At 57.4% G+C, this 13,575-nt stretch carries 15 protein-coding genes; 11 read left to right on the top strand and 4 right to left on the bottom strand.

Annotated elements, in window-relative coordinates; genetic code table 11:
- Positions 1–69: 69 nt before the first annotated feature.
- Complete coding sequence (locus tag AB4N76_RS08955) at positions 70–528, bottom strand: zinc metalloprotease (RefSeq protein ID WP_460164389.1); 459 nt, start codon at positions 526–528, stop codon at positions 70–72.
- 209 nt (positions 529–737) lie between these two features.
- On the opposite strand from AB4N76_RS08955, the gene AB4N76_RS08950 reads away from it, so the two are divergent.
- Together AB4N76_RS08950 and AB4N76_RS08945 are read left to right on the top strand one after the other, a co-directional pair.
- Complete coding sequence (locus AB4N76_RS08950; RefSeq protein ID WP_046026720.1) at positions 738–1,382, top strand: MBL fold metallo-hydrolase; 645 nt, start codon at positions 738–740, stop codon at positions 1,380–1,382.
- A gap of 104 nt (positions 1,383–1,486) precedes the next feature.
- Positions 1,487–2,197 (top strand): OmpA family protein, encoded by a 711-nt coding sequence (locus AB4N76_RS08945; protein ID WP_046026719.1) that lies wholly within the window; start codon positions 1,487–1,489, stop codon positions 2,195–2,197.
- Between the two features lie 99 nt (positions 2,198–2,296).
- Here the strand turns inward: AB4N76_RS08945 and AB4N76_RS08940 are convergent, their stop codons facing one another.
- On the bottom strand, positions 2,297–2,731 hold the full coding sequence (locus tag AB4N76_RS08940) for a Z-ring associated ZapG family protein (RefSeq protein ID WP_046026718.1): 435 nt from the start codon (positions 2,729–2,731) through the stop codon (positions 2,297–2,299).
- Between the two features lie 144 nt (positions 2,732–2,875).
- Here AB4N76_RS08940 and AB4N76_RS08935 point away from each other — a divergent pair, with 144 nt between their 5' ends.
- The 3 genes from AB4N76_RS08935 to zapE all read left to right on the top strand — a co-directional run bounded on the left by AB4N76_RS08935 (position 2,876) and on the right by zapE (position 6,071).
- Positions 2,876–3,505 carry an alpha/beta hydrolase gene (locus tag AB4N76_RS08935; protein ID WP_046026717.1) on the top strand — a complete coding sequence of 210 codons (630 nt, stop codon included), beginning with the start codon at positions 2,876–2,878 and terminating at the stop codon, positions 3,503–3,505.
- 24 nt (positions 3,506–3,529) lie between these two features.
- Positions 3,530–4,885 (top strand): tryptophan--tRNA ligase, encoded by a 1,356-nt coding sequence (locus AB4N76_RS08930; protein ID WP_046026716.1) that lies wholly within the window; start codon positions 3,530–3,532, stop codon positions 4,883–4,885.
- 91 nt (positions 4,886–4,976) lie between these two features.
- Positions 4,977–6,071: a cell division protein ZapE gene (gene zapE / locus AB4N76_RS08925; protein ID WP_046026715.1), complete on the top strand. Its 1,095-nt coding sequence runs from the start codon at positions 4,977–4,979 to the stop codon at positions 6,069–6,071.
- 58 nt (positions 6,072–6,129) lie between these two features.
- Here zapE and AB4N76_RS08920 read toward each other — a convergent pair whose 3' ends face one another.
- Positions 6,130–7,026, bottom strand: a complete 897-nt coding sequence (locus AB4N76_RS08920; RefSeq protein ID WP_175649035.1) for a GlxA family transcriptional regulator — start codon at positions 7,024–7,026, stop codon at positions 6,130–6,132.
- Between the two features lie 243 nt (positions 7,027–7,269).
- Here AB4N76_RS08920 and AB4N76_RS08915 point away from each other — a divergent pair, with 243 nt between their 5' ends.
- The gene (locus AB4N76_RS08915) at positions 7,270–8,406 is read left to right on the top strand and encodes an acyl-CoA dehydrogenase family protein (RefSeq protein WP_109787522.1); all 1,137 of its coding nucleotides are present in this window, start codon (positions 7,270–7,272) and stop codon (positions 8,404–8,406) included.
- A gap of 122 nt (positions 8,407–8,528) precedes the next feature.
- Here AB4N76_RS08915 and AB4N76_RS08910 read toward each other — a convergent pair whose 3' ends face one another.
- Entirely contained in the window at positions 8,529–9,569 is a 1,041-nt protein-coding gene (locus tag AB4N76_RS08910; RefSeq protein ID WP_046026712.1) for an NADP(H)-dependent aldo-keto reductase, read from the bottom strand.
- Between the two features lie 245 nt (positions 9,570–9,814).
- On the opposite strand from AB4N76_RS08910, the gene rplM reads away from it, so the two are divergent.
- The 5 genes from rplM (at position 9,815) to AB4N76_RS08885 (ending at position 13,505) form a co-directional block, all read left to right on the top strand.
- On the top strand, positions 9,815–10,243 hold the full coding sequence (gene rplM / locus AB4N76_RS08905; protein WP_007905295.1) for a 50S ribosomal protein L13: 429 nt from the start codon (positions 9,815–9,817) through the stop codon (positions 10,241–10,243).
- A gap of 14 nt (positions 10,244–10,257) precedes the next feature.
- Complete coding sequence (rpsI, locus tag AB4N76_RS08900; protein ID WP_002555064.1) at positions 10,258–10,650, top strand: 30S ribosomal protein S9; 393 nt, start codon at positions 10,258–10,260, stop codon at positions 10,648–10,650.
- A gap of 268 nt (positions 10,651–10,918) precedes the next feature.
- On the top strand, positions 10,919–11,512 hold the full coding sequence (petA, locus tag AB4N76_RS08895) for a ubiquinol-cytochrome c reductase iron-sulfur subunit (protein ID WP_046026711.1): 594 nt from the start codon (positions 10,919–10,921) through the stop codon (positions 11,510–11,512).
- Positions 11,512–12,723 (top strand): cytochrome b, encoded by a 1,212-nt coding sequence (locus tag AB4N76_RS08890; protein ID WP_046026710.1) that lies wholly within the window; start codon positions 11,512–11,514, stop codon positions 12,721–12,723. Before petA ends, AB4N76_RS08890 begins: the two co-directional genes overlap by 1 nt.
- Positions 12,723–13,505, top strand: a complete 783-nt coding sequence (locus tag AB4N76_RS08885) for a cytochrome c1 (RefSeq protein WP_046026709.1) — start codon at positions 12,723–12,725, stop codon at positions 13,503–13,505. The genes AB4N76_RS08890 and AB4N76_RS08885 overlap by 1 nt, the downstream gene beginning before the upstream one ends.
- Positions 13,506–13,575: the final 70 nt, after the last annotated feature.

The following is a 13,575-nucleotide window of genomic DNA, read 5'->3' as shown; positions in this document are numbered from 1 at the left end:
TGGAGTTCAACGCATTGGGCGAAAACGGATGTTTCAGACCGATTGCATGACCGATTTCGTGGATGACGGTCAGGTAATCGTAGGAACCTTTGATCGGGTATGGATCACTTGGATCACCGATCCATACGTCTCCGCCCTTGGGCGAATTGAGGGAATGTATGCCCAGGCAGCCGCCTGGTCCTTCATCAGCGAGTAACCACCAAATCGCAAATCACCGACATTGGTGATGTCGTCGGTGGTCTGTGTGAAGTTGATGTTGGCAACGGAACTCCAGGCCCCCAGCGCATTGATAACCGCACCGCGCTGATCTGAACTCAGGGTGTAAATCGCCTTGTACTCGTTATCCGGGCTGTAGTTGGTCACGAAGTAAGACGTGTTCGGAGCAACAAAGCTATAGCTCAGGTTTGTCGGACCGCCGATGGTCCAGTTGGAACCCAGCCAGTAGGATCCGGCCAGCAGGCTGTCGACTGCTTTGTTGCCGGTTAGTGACGAATTTAAGCTAAACGAGTAACCAGAAGGAGAAGGCATGCGAAATTCCTGAGTGCGCTGCGGCCCTTCCTGGGTGCGGCCGCTACAAAAGTACAATTCTGCACCAGAATCGGCACGGTTGACATCATCTGGCCACTACTTTTTTTTGCTGACGTCAAGTAATTGGCCTGGCGAACTGTATCGGCGAGTGGCGTAGAATCCTGAGTCACCGTGACTGCCTACTGTCTGATACAGGCCATCGAGTTCCCATGACCGTTACAACCCCTGCACTCATTCGCGAAACCTTCCCCGTCGGCCCTTTGCAGTGCAACTGCACGATCATCGGCGACCCGATCAGCAAAAAAGCGATCGTGGTCGACCCGGGTGGCAACCATGAACTGATCCTGGCGCGCCTCGACGCACTGGGCTTGAAGGTGGTCAGTATCATCCACACCCACGCGCACCTTGATCATTTCCTGGCCTCCGGTCAGTTGAAGGAGAAAACCGGCGCCACCCTGCACCTGCATAAAGAAGATCAATTCCTCTGGGACAACCTGGAGATGCAGTGTCAGATGTTTGGTGTGCCTTACACACCGGTGCCATCGCCGGACCGATGGTTGGCCGATGATGAAGAACTGGCCTGCGGGTGTGGCGTGGCGTTGCACACGCCGGGTCATACGCCAGGCTCCATGAGTTTCTGGTTTTCAGAGGCCAAGCTGCTGATCGCCGGAGACACGTTGTTCCGTCGCGGAGTCGGGCGCACGGATTTGTGGGGAGGCGATCAGGCGACCATCGTGCGGTCGATCAAGCAGCGGCTGTATACCCTTGACGAAGACGCGACGGTGGTGACCGGCCATGGTCCGGACACGCGTTTGGGTGATGAAATGCGCGAAAATCCGTTTGTGCGAGCCTGATTTGTAACACAGGGAATTTTTGACCGGCGAGGCGATCCAACGCCCGCAAAGGTCCAATGCTTAAGTCCGTTGCACCATAGAATGCAAAAAAGTAGGAGCTCTTAATGTTCACCACGCGTCGTTTGATTATTGTCGCTACTGCAGTGGCCTTGCTGTCTGGCTGCGCCTCGCCCAACCCTTACAATGGCCAAAGCCAGGGTCAGGCTGATAGCGGCTCCCAAGGCATGAGCAAAACCGCCAAGTACGGCGGTCTCGGCGCCTTGGCCGGCGCTTTGGCGGGTGCCGCCATCAACCACGATAACCGTGGCAAGGGCGCGTTGATCGGCGCAGCAGTGGTGGGTGCTTCCGCCGCCGGTTATGGCTACTACGCCGACCAGCAAGAGAAAAAGCTGCGTGCCAGCATGGCCAACACCGGGGTTGAAGTGCAGCGCCAGGGTGACCAGATCAAACTGATCATGCCAGGCAACATTACGTTCGCGACGGATTCGGCGAACATTGCCCCAGGTTTCTATCAGCCATTGAACAACCTGGCGGGCTCGCTCAAAGAGTTCAACCAGAACCAGATCGAGATTGTCGGCTACACCGACAGCACCGGTGCACGTCAGCACAACATGGACCTGTCCCAGCGTCGTGCGCAGAGCGTGGCGACCTACCTGACTTCGCAGGGTGTGAGCGGTGCCAACCTCTCGGCTCGCGGTGCCGGCCCGGATAACCCGATTGCCAGCAACGGTGATGCCAACGGTCGGGCACAGAACCGTCGCGTTGAAGTCAACTTGAAGGCGATCCCGGGTCAGCAGTATGGTGCCGTGCAATAAGCGCAATCCCTTTACCAACCTGACTGAACCCCAGGCGTAAAAAAGCCCGCCCGATCCTCAACAGATCGGGCGGGCTTTTTTGTGTCGCGCGAAACCTGATTACTTCTTCAGGCCGTAATGCTCATCGAGCATGCCCGGCGCGTTCGGGGTCTTGGGTGCGTAGTCGCGAGGCGGCTCCTGATTGCGCGGCGGCGTCAGACGCTCCCGTGGGGCTACTGCTGCGTCGGCGTGCAGGGCAGCCAGCAATCGTTGGCGAGTCTGCTCGTCCAGGGCCAGGCGATTGGCACCCTCGGCGAGATGATCCTGAACTTCCTGATAGCTCGCAGTCAGTTTTTTGACCAGGTTTGCAGTGCTGTTGAAGTGGGTGACCACCTCGTTCTGATAACTGTCGAAACGTTCCTGAATGTCATCCAGCTGACGTTGCGTGCTGCTCGGCGCGGCATTCGGCACCAGGCGAGCGATCAGGAATCCAATGGCGACACCCACAACCAGGGCAAGAGTCGGTAACAACCAAACTAAGAGCGAGTGTTCCACGAGTCCTTCCTCTATAAACGGCTTTGCTTTACGTTAACGGCTCGAACCTGCGCTGTATACCGCGATTCACTCGCAATAGATTGGCACAGACAATTTGCTAGACGAGTCGACCCGATTCGAGGTCACGGAGTTCCTTCCTTGCTTATGCGCGAAACCCCTGTAGTGATTGATGGCCCGGTGGGTCAACTGGAAGCCCTTTATCTTGATAATGAGCAGCCGTGCGGCATTGCGCTGATCTGCCATCCGAACCCGGTGCAGGGCGGCACCATGCTCAACAAAGTGGTCTCGACCTTACAGCGTACTGCGCGTGACGCCGGTTTGATTACTTTGCGTTTCAACTACCGTGGCGTCGGTGCCAGCGAAGGCACCCACGACATGGGCACCGGTGAAGTCGACGATGCTCAAGCCGCGGCCGAATGGCTGCGGGCCAAACATCCAGATTTGCCACTGACCCTGTTCGGTTTCTCGTTCGGCGGTTTTGTTGCCGCCAGTCTCGGTGGACGCCTGGAAGCCAACGGTGAACAGCTGAAACATGTGTTCATGGTCGCACCGGCAGTCATGCGGCTGGGCGATCAGGATCAACTGCCGCATCAGGGCCAGTTGACCCTGATCCAACCGGAAACCGACGAAGTGATCGACCCGCAAGCCGTCTACGACTGGTCCGAAAAACTCGAGCGTCCCCATGAGCTGCTGAAAGTGGCAGAATGCGGACACTTTTTTCATGGCAAGCTGACCGATCTCAAGGATCTGATCCTGCCGCGTCTTTCGAATTGATTGCAGTCTGACAAGCGATTACCCATGACGACTCGTACCCGTATCCTCACCGGCATCACCACTACCGGCACGCCACACTTGGGCAACTACGCCGGCGCCATCCGCCCGGCGATTGTCGCCAGCCGTGACAGCAATGCCGATTCGTTCTACTTCCTGGCCGACTACCACGCCCTGATCAAATGCGATGACCCGCTGCGCATCCAGCGCTCGCGTCTGGAAATCGCCGCGACCTGGCTGGCCGGTGGCCTGGATGTGGACCGCGTGACGTTCTATCGCCAGTCCGACATCCCAGAAATCCCCGAGCTGACCTGGCTGCTGACCTGCGTTGCCGCCAAGGGCCTGCTCAACCGCGCCCATGCCTACAAGGCTTCGGTGGACAAGAACGTCGAGACCGGCGAAGACCCGGACGCCGGCATCACCATGGGCTTGTACAGCTACCCGGTGCTGATGGCGGCGGACATTCTGATGTTCAACGCGCACAAGGTGCCGGTCGGTCGTGACCAGATCCAGCACGTGGAAATGGCCCGCGACATCGGCCAACGCTTCAACCACCTGTTCGGTCAGGGCAAAGAATTCTTCACCATGCCTGAAGCGCTGATCGAAGAAAGCGTTGCCACGCTGCCAGGCCTCGACGGTCGCAAGATGTCGAAGAGCTACGACAACACCATCCCGTTGTTCAGCAGCGCCAAAGAGATGAAGGACGCCATTTCGCGGATCGTCACCGATTCGCGCGCGCCGGGCGAAGCCAAGGACCCGGACAATTCGCACTTGTTTACCTTGTTCCAGGCGTTTGCTACGCCGGCTCAGGCCGACGAATTCCGCAGCGAACTGTTGCAGGGTCTGGGTTGGGGTGAGGCGAAGAATCGTCTGTTCCAATTGCTGGACAGCGAACTGGGCGAGTCCCGCGAGCGTTATCACCAGCTGATCGAACGCCCGGCGGACCTGGAAGACATGCTGCAAGTGGGTGCCAAAAAGGCCCGTGCAGTAGCGACGCCGTTCCTCAACGAATTGCGTGAAGCGGTCGGCCTGCGTTCTTTCGTGGCCCAGACTCAAGTCGCCGCCACCACCAAGAAAAAAGCCGCGAAAGCTGCACGTTTTGTCAGCTTCCGCGAAGACGACGGCAGTTTCCGCTTCCGTTTGCTGGCGGCCGATGGCGAGCAACTGCTGTTGTCGCGCAACTTCGCCGACGGCAAAACCGCAGGCCAAGTGACCAAGCAACTGCAAGCGGGCCAGCCTCTGGACGTGCGCAGCGAAGACCTGAGCTTCAGCGTCTGGCTGGAAGGCGAGTGCGTGGCAGATAGCCCGGCATTCGCCGACAGCGCCGCGCGTGACGTCGCCATCGACGCCCTGCGCGTTGCGTTGACGCCGGTTCAGGAATAAATCAGCGGCTCGACCCGACCAAGGGCCGATTGCCATTCCCCCGGGCCGTCGCTACAGTGACGGCCCGTTTTTGTTGCCTTGCTAACGAATTATGACGCCCCTAGAACGATATCAAGCTGATCTGAAGCGCCCGGAATTCTTCCATGACGCCGCGCAGGAAACTGCCGTGCGCCATTTGCAGCGCCTGTACGACGATCTGGTCGCGGCCTCGCAGAGCAAGCCGGGCCTATTCGGCAAACTGTTTGGCAAGAAAGAGCAGGCGCCGGTCAAGGGCCTGTACTTCTGGGGCGGCGTGGGTCGCGGCAAGACTTACCTGGTCGACACCTTCTTCGAAGCGCTGCCGTTCAAGGAAAAGACCCGTACTCACTTCCACCGCTTCATGAAGCGTGTGCACGAAGAGATGAAGACCCTCGGCGGCGAAAAGAACCCGCTGACCATCATCGCCAAGCGTTTCTCCGATGAGTCGCGAGTGATCTGCTTCGATGAATTCTTCGTTTCCGACATCACCGACGCCATGATTCTCGGCACCTTGATGGAAGAACTGTTCAAGAACGGCGTGACCCTGGTCGCGACTTCGAACATCGTGCCGGACGGTCTGTACAAGGACGGTCTGCAACGTGCGCGCTTCCTGCCGGCCATCGCGCTGATCAAGCAGAACACCGACATCGTCAACGTCGACAGCGGCGTTGACTACCGTCTGCGTCACCTTGAACAAGCGGAGCTGTTCCACTTTCCGCTGGATGAAGCCGCTCAGGAAAGCCTGCGCAAGAGCTTCCGTGCGCTGACGCCGGAATGCACGGCAGCGGTCGAAAACGACGTGCTGATGATCGAGAATCGCGCTATCCGTGCCGTGCGCACCTGCGATGACGTGGCCTGGTTCGACTTCCGTGAACTGTGCGATGGCCCGCGTAGCCAGAACGATTACATCGAATTGGGCAAGATTTTCCACGCCGTATTGCTCAGCAATGTCGAGCAGATGAGTGTCACCACTGATGATATCGCCCGTCGCTTTATCAACATGGTCGACGAGTTCTACGACCGTAACGTCAAACTGATCATTTCTGCCGAAGTCGAGCTTAAAGACCTCTACACCGGCGGCCGCTTGAACTTCGAGTTCCAGCGCACGCTCAGCCGTCTGCTGGAGATGCAGTCCCACGAATTCCTGTCTCGGGCGCATAAGCCTTAAACAGATTCGGTAAATAAAAAGGGCCTGCAAATGCAGGCCCTTTTTTATGCGCTGAAGACTAAGCCGCCTGCTGAAACTGCTGCCGATACTGGTTCGGGGAAAGTTCGGTGTGTTGACGGAACAGGCGCGCAAAGAAGCTCGCATCGTCGTAACCGACCTCATAGCTGATGGTCTTGATGCTCTTGCGGCTGCCGGACAGCAAGCCCTTGGCTGTTTCGATGCGCAGGCGTTGCAAGTAATGCAGGGGCTTGTCGCCGGTCGCGGTCTGGAAGCGGCGCATGAAGTTGCGAATGCTCATGCCATGTTCGCGGGCCACGTCTTCAAAACGGAATTTGTCGGCGAAATGGTCTTCGAGCCAGTGCTGGATCTGCAGGATGATCACGTCCTGGTGCAGCTTCTGCCCACCAAAACCGATGCGCCCCGGTGAATAGCTGCGCTGGACTTCATACAGAATGTCCCGCGCCACGGCTTGCGATACGTTGGCGCCGCAGAAGCGCTCGATCAGGTAGATGTAGAGGTCGCAGGCCGAGGTGGTGCCGCCAGCGCAATACAGGTTGTCGGCGTCGGTCAGGTGTTTGTCCTGATTGAGCTGAACCTGTGGGAAGCGCTCGGCGAAAGCGTTGAAAAAACGCCAGTAAGTGGTCGCTTCCTTGCCGTTGAGCAGGCCCGCCTCTGCGAGCCAGAACACCCCGGTCGCTTCGCCGCACAACACCGCGCCGCGAGCGTGTTGCTCGCGTAGCCATGGCAGGACCTGTGGATAACGTTTGCAGAGGGTGTCGAAGTCGTCCCAGAAGGCAGGGAGGATGATGACATCGGCATTTTCCAGGCCGCCGTCCACTGGAATGATCACATCGCTGAAGCTGTTCACCGGTTTGCCATCGGGGCTGACCAGACGGGTTTCGAAGGTCGGCGTCAGGCCCTGGCCCAGCTGTTTTCCATAGCGCAGGCTGGCCAGATGGAAGAAATCCTTGGCTTGCATGAGGGTGGAAGCGAAAACCCGGTCGATCGCCAGGATGCTGACGCGCCGCAGGGGCGTGGAGACTTGCTTAGACATAATTCAACTTTATTTTTATAAGGGAAAGTGGTCATCAAACGGCTGGATCGTCTTATTTTTTGTCGGATGTGTCCAGTGTCCTGTGTCGGACGCGAGGCTTAGTCTCTGGAGGTCAAGTCCTCTAACAATAACGACAGGTGCCGCATGATCCCCAGAACCTTGTTCAGTTCCGAGCACGAACTCTTTCGCGACAGCGTGCGAACGTTCCTCGAAAAAGAAGCCGTGCCGTTCCATGCACAATGGGAAAAACAAGGCTTTATCGACCGCAAGCTCTGGAACAAGGCAGGGGAGGCGGGGATGCTGTGCTCGCACTTGCCGGAGGAATACGGCGGGCTGGGGGCAGACTTTTTGTACAGCGCGGTGGTGATCGAAGAGGTCGGACGCCTGGGGTTGACCGGGATCGGTTTTTCCCTGCATTCGGACATCGTGGCGCCGTATATCCTGCATTACGGCAGTGAAGCGCTGAAGCACAAATACCTGCCAAAACTGGTGTCGGGCGAGATGGTCACGGCGATCGCCATGACCGAGCCGGGTGCCGGTTCCGACCTGCAAGGGGTAAAGACCACGGCGGTGCTGGATGGCGACGAGTACGTCATCAATGGGTCGAAAACCTTCATCACCAACGGCTTTCTGGCGGACCTTGTGATTGTCGTGGCCAAGACTGATCCAAAGGCCGGGGCGAAGGGCACCAGCCTGTTTCTGGTGGAGGCCGACACACCGGGTTTTGACAAGGGCAAGCGTCTGGAAAAGGTCGGGATGAAGGCTCAGGACACGTCGGAGCTGTTCTTTCAGGACGTTCGGGTCCCCAAGGAAAACCTGCTGGGACAGGCCGGTATGGGCTTCGCTTACCTGATGCAGGAACTGCCGCAAGAACGCCTCACCGTGGCCGTCGGCGGGCTTGCGTCCGCTGAAGCTGCGTTGCAATGGACGCTGGACTACACCCGCGAGCGCAAGGCGTTTGGCAAAGCGATTGCCGACTTCCAGAACACTCGCTTCAAGCTGGCGGAAATGGCCACCGAGATCCAGATTGGCCGGGTTTTTGTTGACCGCTGTCTGGAGCTGCACTTGCAAGGCAAGCTGGACGTGCCGACGGCGGCGATGGCCAAGTATTGGGGCACAGACCTGCAATGCAAGGTGCTCGACGAATGCGTGCAGTTGCATGGCGGCTACGGCTTCATGTGGGAATACCCGATTGCCCGGGCGTGGGCGGATGCGCGAGTGCAGCGGATTTATGCCGGCACTAACGAGATCATGAAAGAGATTATTGCGCGGTCGCTGTAATTTGCAGCGAATGGACTGACGCCTTCGCGAGCAAGCCCGCTCCCACATTCGACCGCATTCTTATGGGAGAACTCGGTTAAATGTGGGAGCGGGCTTGCTCGCGAAGGTTTTTTATCAGGCGATCAAGGCGCGGGGTTCGGGTGGTCCTTGTGGATCGCCTCAATCCCCTCCAGCACTTCATCCGACAGCTTCAGCTCGAAGCTGGCGATGTTGCTCTCCAGTTGTTCCATCGTCGTTGCACCAATGATGTTGCTGGTGACGAACGGTTGCTGGGTCACGAATGCCAATGCCATCTGCGCCGGGTCCAGACCATGTTCACGGGCCAGGGCGACGTAACGGCTGCACGCTGCTTCCGATTGTGGATTGAAATAGCGGCTGAAGCGGCTGTAGAGGCTCAGGCGGCCTTTCGGTGGGCGCGCGCCACCTTCGTACTTGCCCGAGAGAAAACCGAACGCCAGCGGCGAATAAGCGAGCAGGCCGCATTGTTCGCGAATGGCGATTTCTGCCAGGCCGACTTCAAAGCTGCGGTTGAGCAGGTTGTACGGGTTCTGGATTGATACGGCGCGAGGCCAGCCGCGGGCTTCGGCCAGGGCGAGGAAGCGCATGGTGCCCCATGGCGTTTCGTTGGACAGGCCGATGTGGCGGATCTTGCCGGCCTTGACCTGCTCGTCCAGCGCTTCGAGGGTGTCTTCCAGCGGCGTGAGGTTGGCTTCGCTCTTGTGTTTGTAGCCCAATTGGCCGAAGAAATTGGTGCTGCGTTCGGGCCAGTGCAGTTGATACAGATCGATGTAGTCGGTTTGCAAGCGCTTGAGGCTGGCATCTACGGCTTCTGTGATGTGCTGGCGGTTGTGGCGCAGGTTCTTGTCGCGGATGTAATCGATGGTGTTGCCGGGGCCGGCGATCTTGCTGGCGAGGATCCAGTCGGCGCGATCACCGCGACTTTTGAAGTAATTGCCGATGTAGCGTTCGGTGGTGGCGTAGGTTTCGGCCTTGGGTGGCACCGGGTACATTTCGGCGGTGTCGATGAAATTGATCCCGGCATTTTTGGCCCGTTCAATCTGGGCGAAGGCTTCAGCTTCACTGTTTTGCTCGCCCCAGGTCATGGTTCCGAGGCAGATGGCACTCACATTCAGATTGGTTCGGCCTAGCTGGCGATAGTCCATCGGGTGCTCCTTGAGCAAAACAATCATAAAAGCAGGTTGAATTATTTTTCGCAATCTGCATAATTGCGCACCTCTTTCTGCAGTGGAAGTGATGCGCCGCCGCCGAAGAATCTTGCCGTTGAACGGACGCGCCGACCCGAGCCCCCGAAAGCGTCTGTATCCGGCTGCCTTTGACTTGTCAAAGTACGCACTATTCAGTAAGATCCGCCGTCTAATTTACAGGGCGGCCCCTGAGGCTATAAAGAATGAAAACTTTTACTGCTAAACCGGAAACAGTACAGCGCGACTGGTTTGTCGTCGACGCTGCAGGTCAGACCCTGGGTCGTCTGGCCACCGAAATCGCGAGCCGTCTGCGTGGCAAGCATAAAGCTGAGTACACTCCTCACGTTGACACCGGCGATTACATCGTCGTTATCAATGCCGAGCAGATTCGTGTAACCGGTGCTAAAACCACCGACAAAATCTACTACTCCCACTCCGGTTTCCCGGGCGGCATCAAGTCGATCAACTTCGAAAAGCTGATCGCTAAAGCCCCTGAGCGCGTGATCGAGACCGCGGTCAAAGGCATGCTGCCTAAGAACCCGCTGGGTCGCGACATGTATCGTAAGCTGAAAGTCTATGCGGGCGCTGTACACCCTCATACTGCTCAGCAGCCCCAAGAACTGAAGTTTTAACGGAATAGTTCATTATGTCGGCGACTCAAAATTACGGCACTGGCCGTCGCAAGACCGCAACCGCACGCGTTTTCCTGCGTCCGGGTACTGGTAACATCTCCATCAACAACCGTTCGCTGGATAATTTCTTCGGCCGCGAAACTGCCCGCATGGTAGTTCGTCAGCCGCTGGAATTGACTGAGACTGTCGAGAAGTTCGACATCTACGTCACCGTGATCGGCGGTGGTGTAAGTGGTCAAGCTGGCGCAATCCGCCACGGTATCACTCGCGCTCTGATGCAGTACGACGAAACCCTGCGTGGCGCTCTGCGCAAAGCTGGCTTCGTTACTCGCGATGCTCGTGAAGTTGAACGTAAGAAAGTCGGTCTGCGTAAAGCGCGTAAGCGTCCGCAGTACTCGAAGCGTTAATACGCTTTCACGTTCAAAAAAGAACGCCCAGTTTCCTCACGGAGCTGGGCGTTTTTTTGTGCGTGCGATTTATCAAAGAATTGCGCTGTGACAACTTGCCACATCCGTAGAGCCCCTATACTACAAGGCTTGGCAGTGGAGCCCCTCGGTAATTACCTTGTCAGAATTGGGGCTTTTCATTACCATTCGGCAAAATTTTTATAAGCACATAGATTTACTTAGTAGATGCCTGATTTAACAGGCCACAAAGCTGATGGGAGAGGACTGAATGAGCAATGACGGCGTGAATGCAGGCCGGCGTCGCTTCTTGGTAGCAGCCACATCCGTGGTGGGTGCTGCAGGAGCGGTGGGGGCTGCGGTCCCGTTCGTGGGGTCATGGTTTCCCAGTGCCAAGGCGAAAGCCGCAGGTGCACCGGTGAAAGTGAATGTCAGCAAAATCGAGCCAGGCCAGCAGATGATTGCTGAGTGGCGCGGCCAGCCGGTTTTCATTGTCCGCCGTACCGAGGAAATCCTGGGGAACCTGAAAAAGATCGAGGGCCAGCTCTCCGATCCGGATTCCAAGAACTCCACGCAACCTACATATGTTGATCCGGAGCTGCGTTCGATCAAGCCAGAGATTCTGCTGCTGATCGGTATTTGCACGCACCTGGGTTGCTCTCCGACCTTCCGTCCCGAAGTGGCACCCGCCGATCTGGGCAAGGACTGGGTAGGTGGCTATTTCTGCCCTTGCCACGGTTCCCATTACGATCTGGCTGGTCGCGTCTACAAGTCGCAACCTGCGCCTTTGAACCTGCCAGTTCCCCCGCATTCCTATGAGACCAATGACATCATTGTCATTGGCGTCGATACGGAGAAAGCGTGATGAGCAAGTTCATGGATTGGGTTGATGCGCGCTTTCCCGCGACCAAAATGTGGGAAGACCATCTCAGCAAGTACTACGCCCCGAAGAACTTCAACTTCTTCTATTTCTTTGGTTCCCTGGCATTGCTCGTTCTGGTCAACCAGATCGTCACCGGTGTCTGGCTGACCATGAGCTACACCCCGTCGGCGGAAGAGGCGTTTGCGTCCGTCGAATACATCATGCGCGACGTCGAGTACGGCTCGATCCTGCGTCTGCTGCACTCCACTGGCGCTTCGGCGTTCTTCATCGTGGTCTATCTGCACATGTTCCGTGGCTTGCTCTACGGTTCGTACCAGAAGCCGCGTGAGCTGGTGTGGGTGTTCGGCATGCTGATCTACCTGGCACTGATGGCCGAAGCCTTCATGGGTTACCTGCTGCCGTGGGGCCAGATGTCCTACTGGGGTGCCCAGGTGATCATCTCGCTGTTCGGTGCGATCCCGGTCATCGGTAACGACCTGACCCAGTGGATCCGTGGTGACTACCTGATTTCCGGGATTACCCTGAACCGCTTCTTCGCCTTGCACGTTGTTGCCCTGCCAATCGTGATTCTCGGTCTGGTGGTGCTGCACGTTCTGGCGTTGCACGAAGTCGGCTCGAACAACCCGGACGGCGTGGACATCAAGAAGTACAAAGACGAAAACGGCGTACCGCTGGACGGCATTGCCTTCCACCCGTACTACACCGTGAAAGATATCGTCGGCGTGGTGGTGTTCCTGTTCATCTTCTGCTCGATCGTGTTCTTCTTCCCGGAAATGGGCGGCTACTTCCTCGAGAAGCCAAACTTCGAAGTGGCGAACGCCTTCAAGACCCCAGAGCACATTGCTCCGGTCTGGTACTTCACGCCGTTCTACGCGATTCTGCGGGCGATTCCGGACAAGCTCCTGGGCGTTATCGCCATGGGCGCCGCCATTGCTGTGCTGTTCGTCCTGCCGTGGCTGGACCGTAGCCCGGTCAAGTCGATGCGCTACAAAGGCTGGCTGAGCAAGATCTGGCTGTGGGTGTTCTGCATTTCGTTCGTGATCCTGGGCGTGCTGGGCGTGTTGGCGCCAACTCCAGAGCGGACGTTGCTGTCGCAGGTGTGCACCTTCCTGTACTTCGCCTACTTCATTCTGATGCCGTTCTACACCAGGCTCGAGAAGACCAAACCGGTTCCGGAAAGGGTGACTGGCTGATGAAAAAGTTATTTTTTGCACTGATTTTTGCTGCTCTGCCTGTCCTGTCCTTCGCGGCCGAACACGGTGGTCCCGAGCTGGAAAAGGTCGATATCGACGTTTCTGACAAGGCTGCCCTGCAGGATGGCGCGCGTACCTTTGCCAACTATTGCATGGGTTGCCACAGCGCCAAGTTCCAGCGTTACGAACGTGTCGCCGATGACTTGGGCATTCCCCATGATCTGATGCTCTCGAACCTGGTGTTCACGGGCGCCAAGATTGGCGACCACATGAGCATCGGCATGCAGCCGGCGGACGCCAAGGCCTGGTTCGGTGCGGCTCCGCCCGACCTGACGCTGGTGGCTCGTGTTCGTGGTACTGACTGGCTCTACGGCTACCTGAAGTCGTTCTACGAAGATCCGTCGCGTCCATGGGGCGTGAACAACAAGGTCTTCCCGAACGTGGGTATGCCTAACGTCCTGGCGGGTCTGCAAGGCCGTCAGGTCGTGGGTTGCAAGCAGGTTCAGATCGTCGAAGACGGCAAGAAGCAATTTGATCCTCTGACCGGTACGGCGCTGACCCATGAAGCGTGCGATCAGTTGACCATCGTGCCGAAAAGCGGTGCTTTGACCCAAGAGCAGTTCGATGAGAAGGTCAAGAATCTGGTAACCTTCCTGGCTTACTCGGCTAACCCGGTTAAGCTGCAACATCAGCGCATAGGTACATACGTTTTGCTGTACCTGGCATTCTTCTTCGTATTCGCTTATTTGCTCAAGCGCGAATACTGGAAAGATGTGCACTGATAAAGCTTCAAGCTATTGCTGTTAATCGCGCGCGCCCAAGGGCGCCTCTGAAGGTGTAACGAGCCTGGTG

The organism is Pseudomonas sp. S2_F03, assembly GCF_054668335.1.
This window is presented reverse-complemented; position numbering and strand designations above follow the sequence as displayed.

What these genes read in the sequence shown, in the direction of transcription:
- AB4N76_RS08910 (WP_046026712.1), bottom strand. Translation starts at nt 9,569, where the DNA reads ATGGACTATCGCCAGCTAGGCCGAACCAATCTGAATGTGAGTGCCATC.
- AB4N76_RS08955 (WP_460164389.1), bottom strand. Translation starts at nt 528, where the DNA reads ATGCCTTCTCCTTCTGGTTACTCGTTTAGCTTAAATTCGTCACTAACC.
- rplM (WP_007905295.1), top strand. Translation starts at nt 9,815, where the DNA reads ATGAAAACTTTTACTGCTAAACCGGAAACAGTACAGCGCGACTGGTTT.
- AB4N76_RS08945 (WP_046026719.1), top strand. Translation starts at nt 1,487, where the DNA reads ATGTTCACCACGCGTCGTTTGATTATTGTCGCTACTGCAGTGGCCTTG.
- AB4N76_RS08890 (WP_046026710.1), top strand. Translation starts at nt 11,512, where the DNA reads ATGAGCAAGTTCATGGATTGGGTTGATGCGCGCTTTCCCGCGACCAAA.
- AB4N76_RS08930 (WP_046026716.1), top strand. Translation starts at nt 3,530, where the DNA reads ATGACGACTCGTACCCGTATCCTCACCGGCATCACCACTACCGGCACG.
- AB4N76_RS08915 (WP_109787522.1), top strand. Translation starts at nt 7,270, where the DNA reads ATGATCCCCAGAACCTTGTTCAGTTCCGAGCACGAACTCTTTCGCGAC.
- rpsI (WP_002555064.1), top strand. Translation starts at nt 10,258, where the DNA reads ATGTCGGCGACTCAAAATTACGGCACTGGCCGTCGCAAGACCGCAACC.
- AB4N76_RS08935 (WP_046026717.1), top strand. Translation starts at nt 2,876, where the DNA reads ATGCGCGAAACCCCTGTAGTGATTGATGGCCCGGTGGGTCAACTGGAA.
- petA (WP_046026711.1), top strand. Translation starts at nt 10,919, where the DNA reads ATGAGCAATGACGGCGTGAATGCAGGCCGGCGTCGCTTCTTGGTAGCA.
- AB4N76_RS08950 (WP_046026720.1), top strand. Translation starts at nt 738, where the DNA reads ATGACCGTTACAACCCCTGCACTCATTCGCGAAACCTTCCCCGTCGGC.
- zapE (WP_046026715.1), top strand. Translation starts at nt 4,977, where the DNA reads ATGACGCCCCTAGAACGATATCAAGCTGATCTGAAGCGCCCGGAATTC.
- AB4N76_RS08885 (WP_046026709.1), top strand. Translation starts at nt 12,723, where the DNA reads ATGAAAAAGTTATTTTTTGCACTGATTTTTGCTGCTCTGCCTGTCCTG.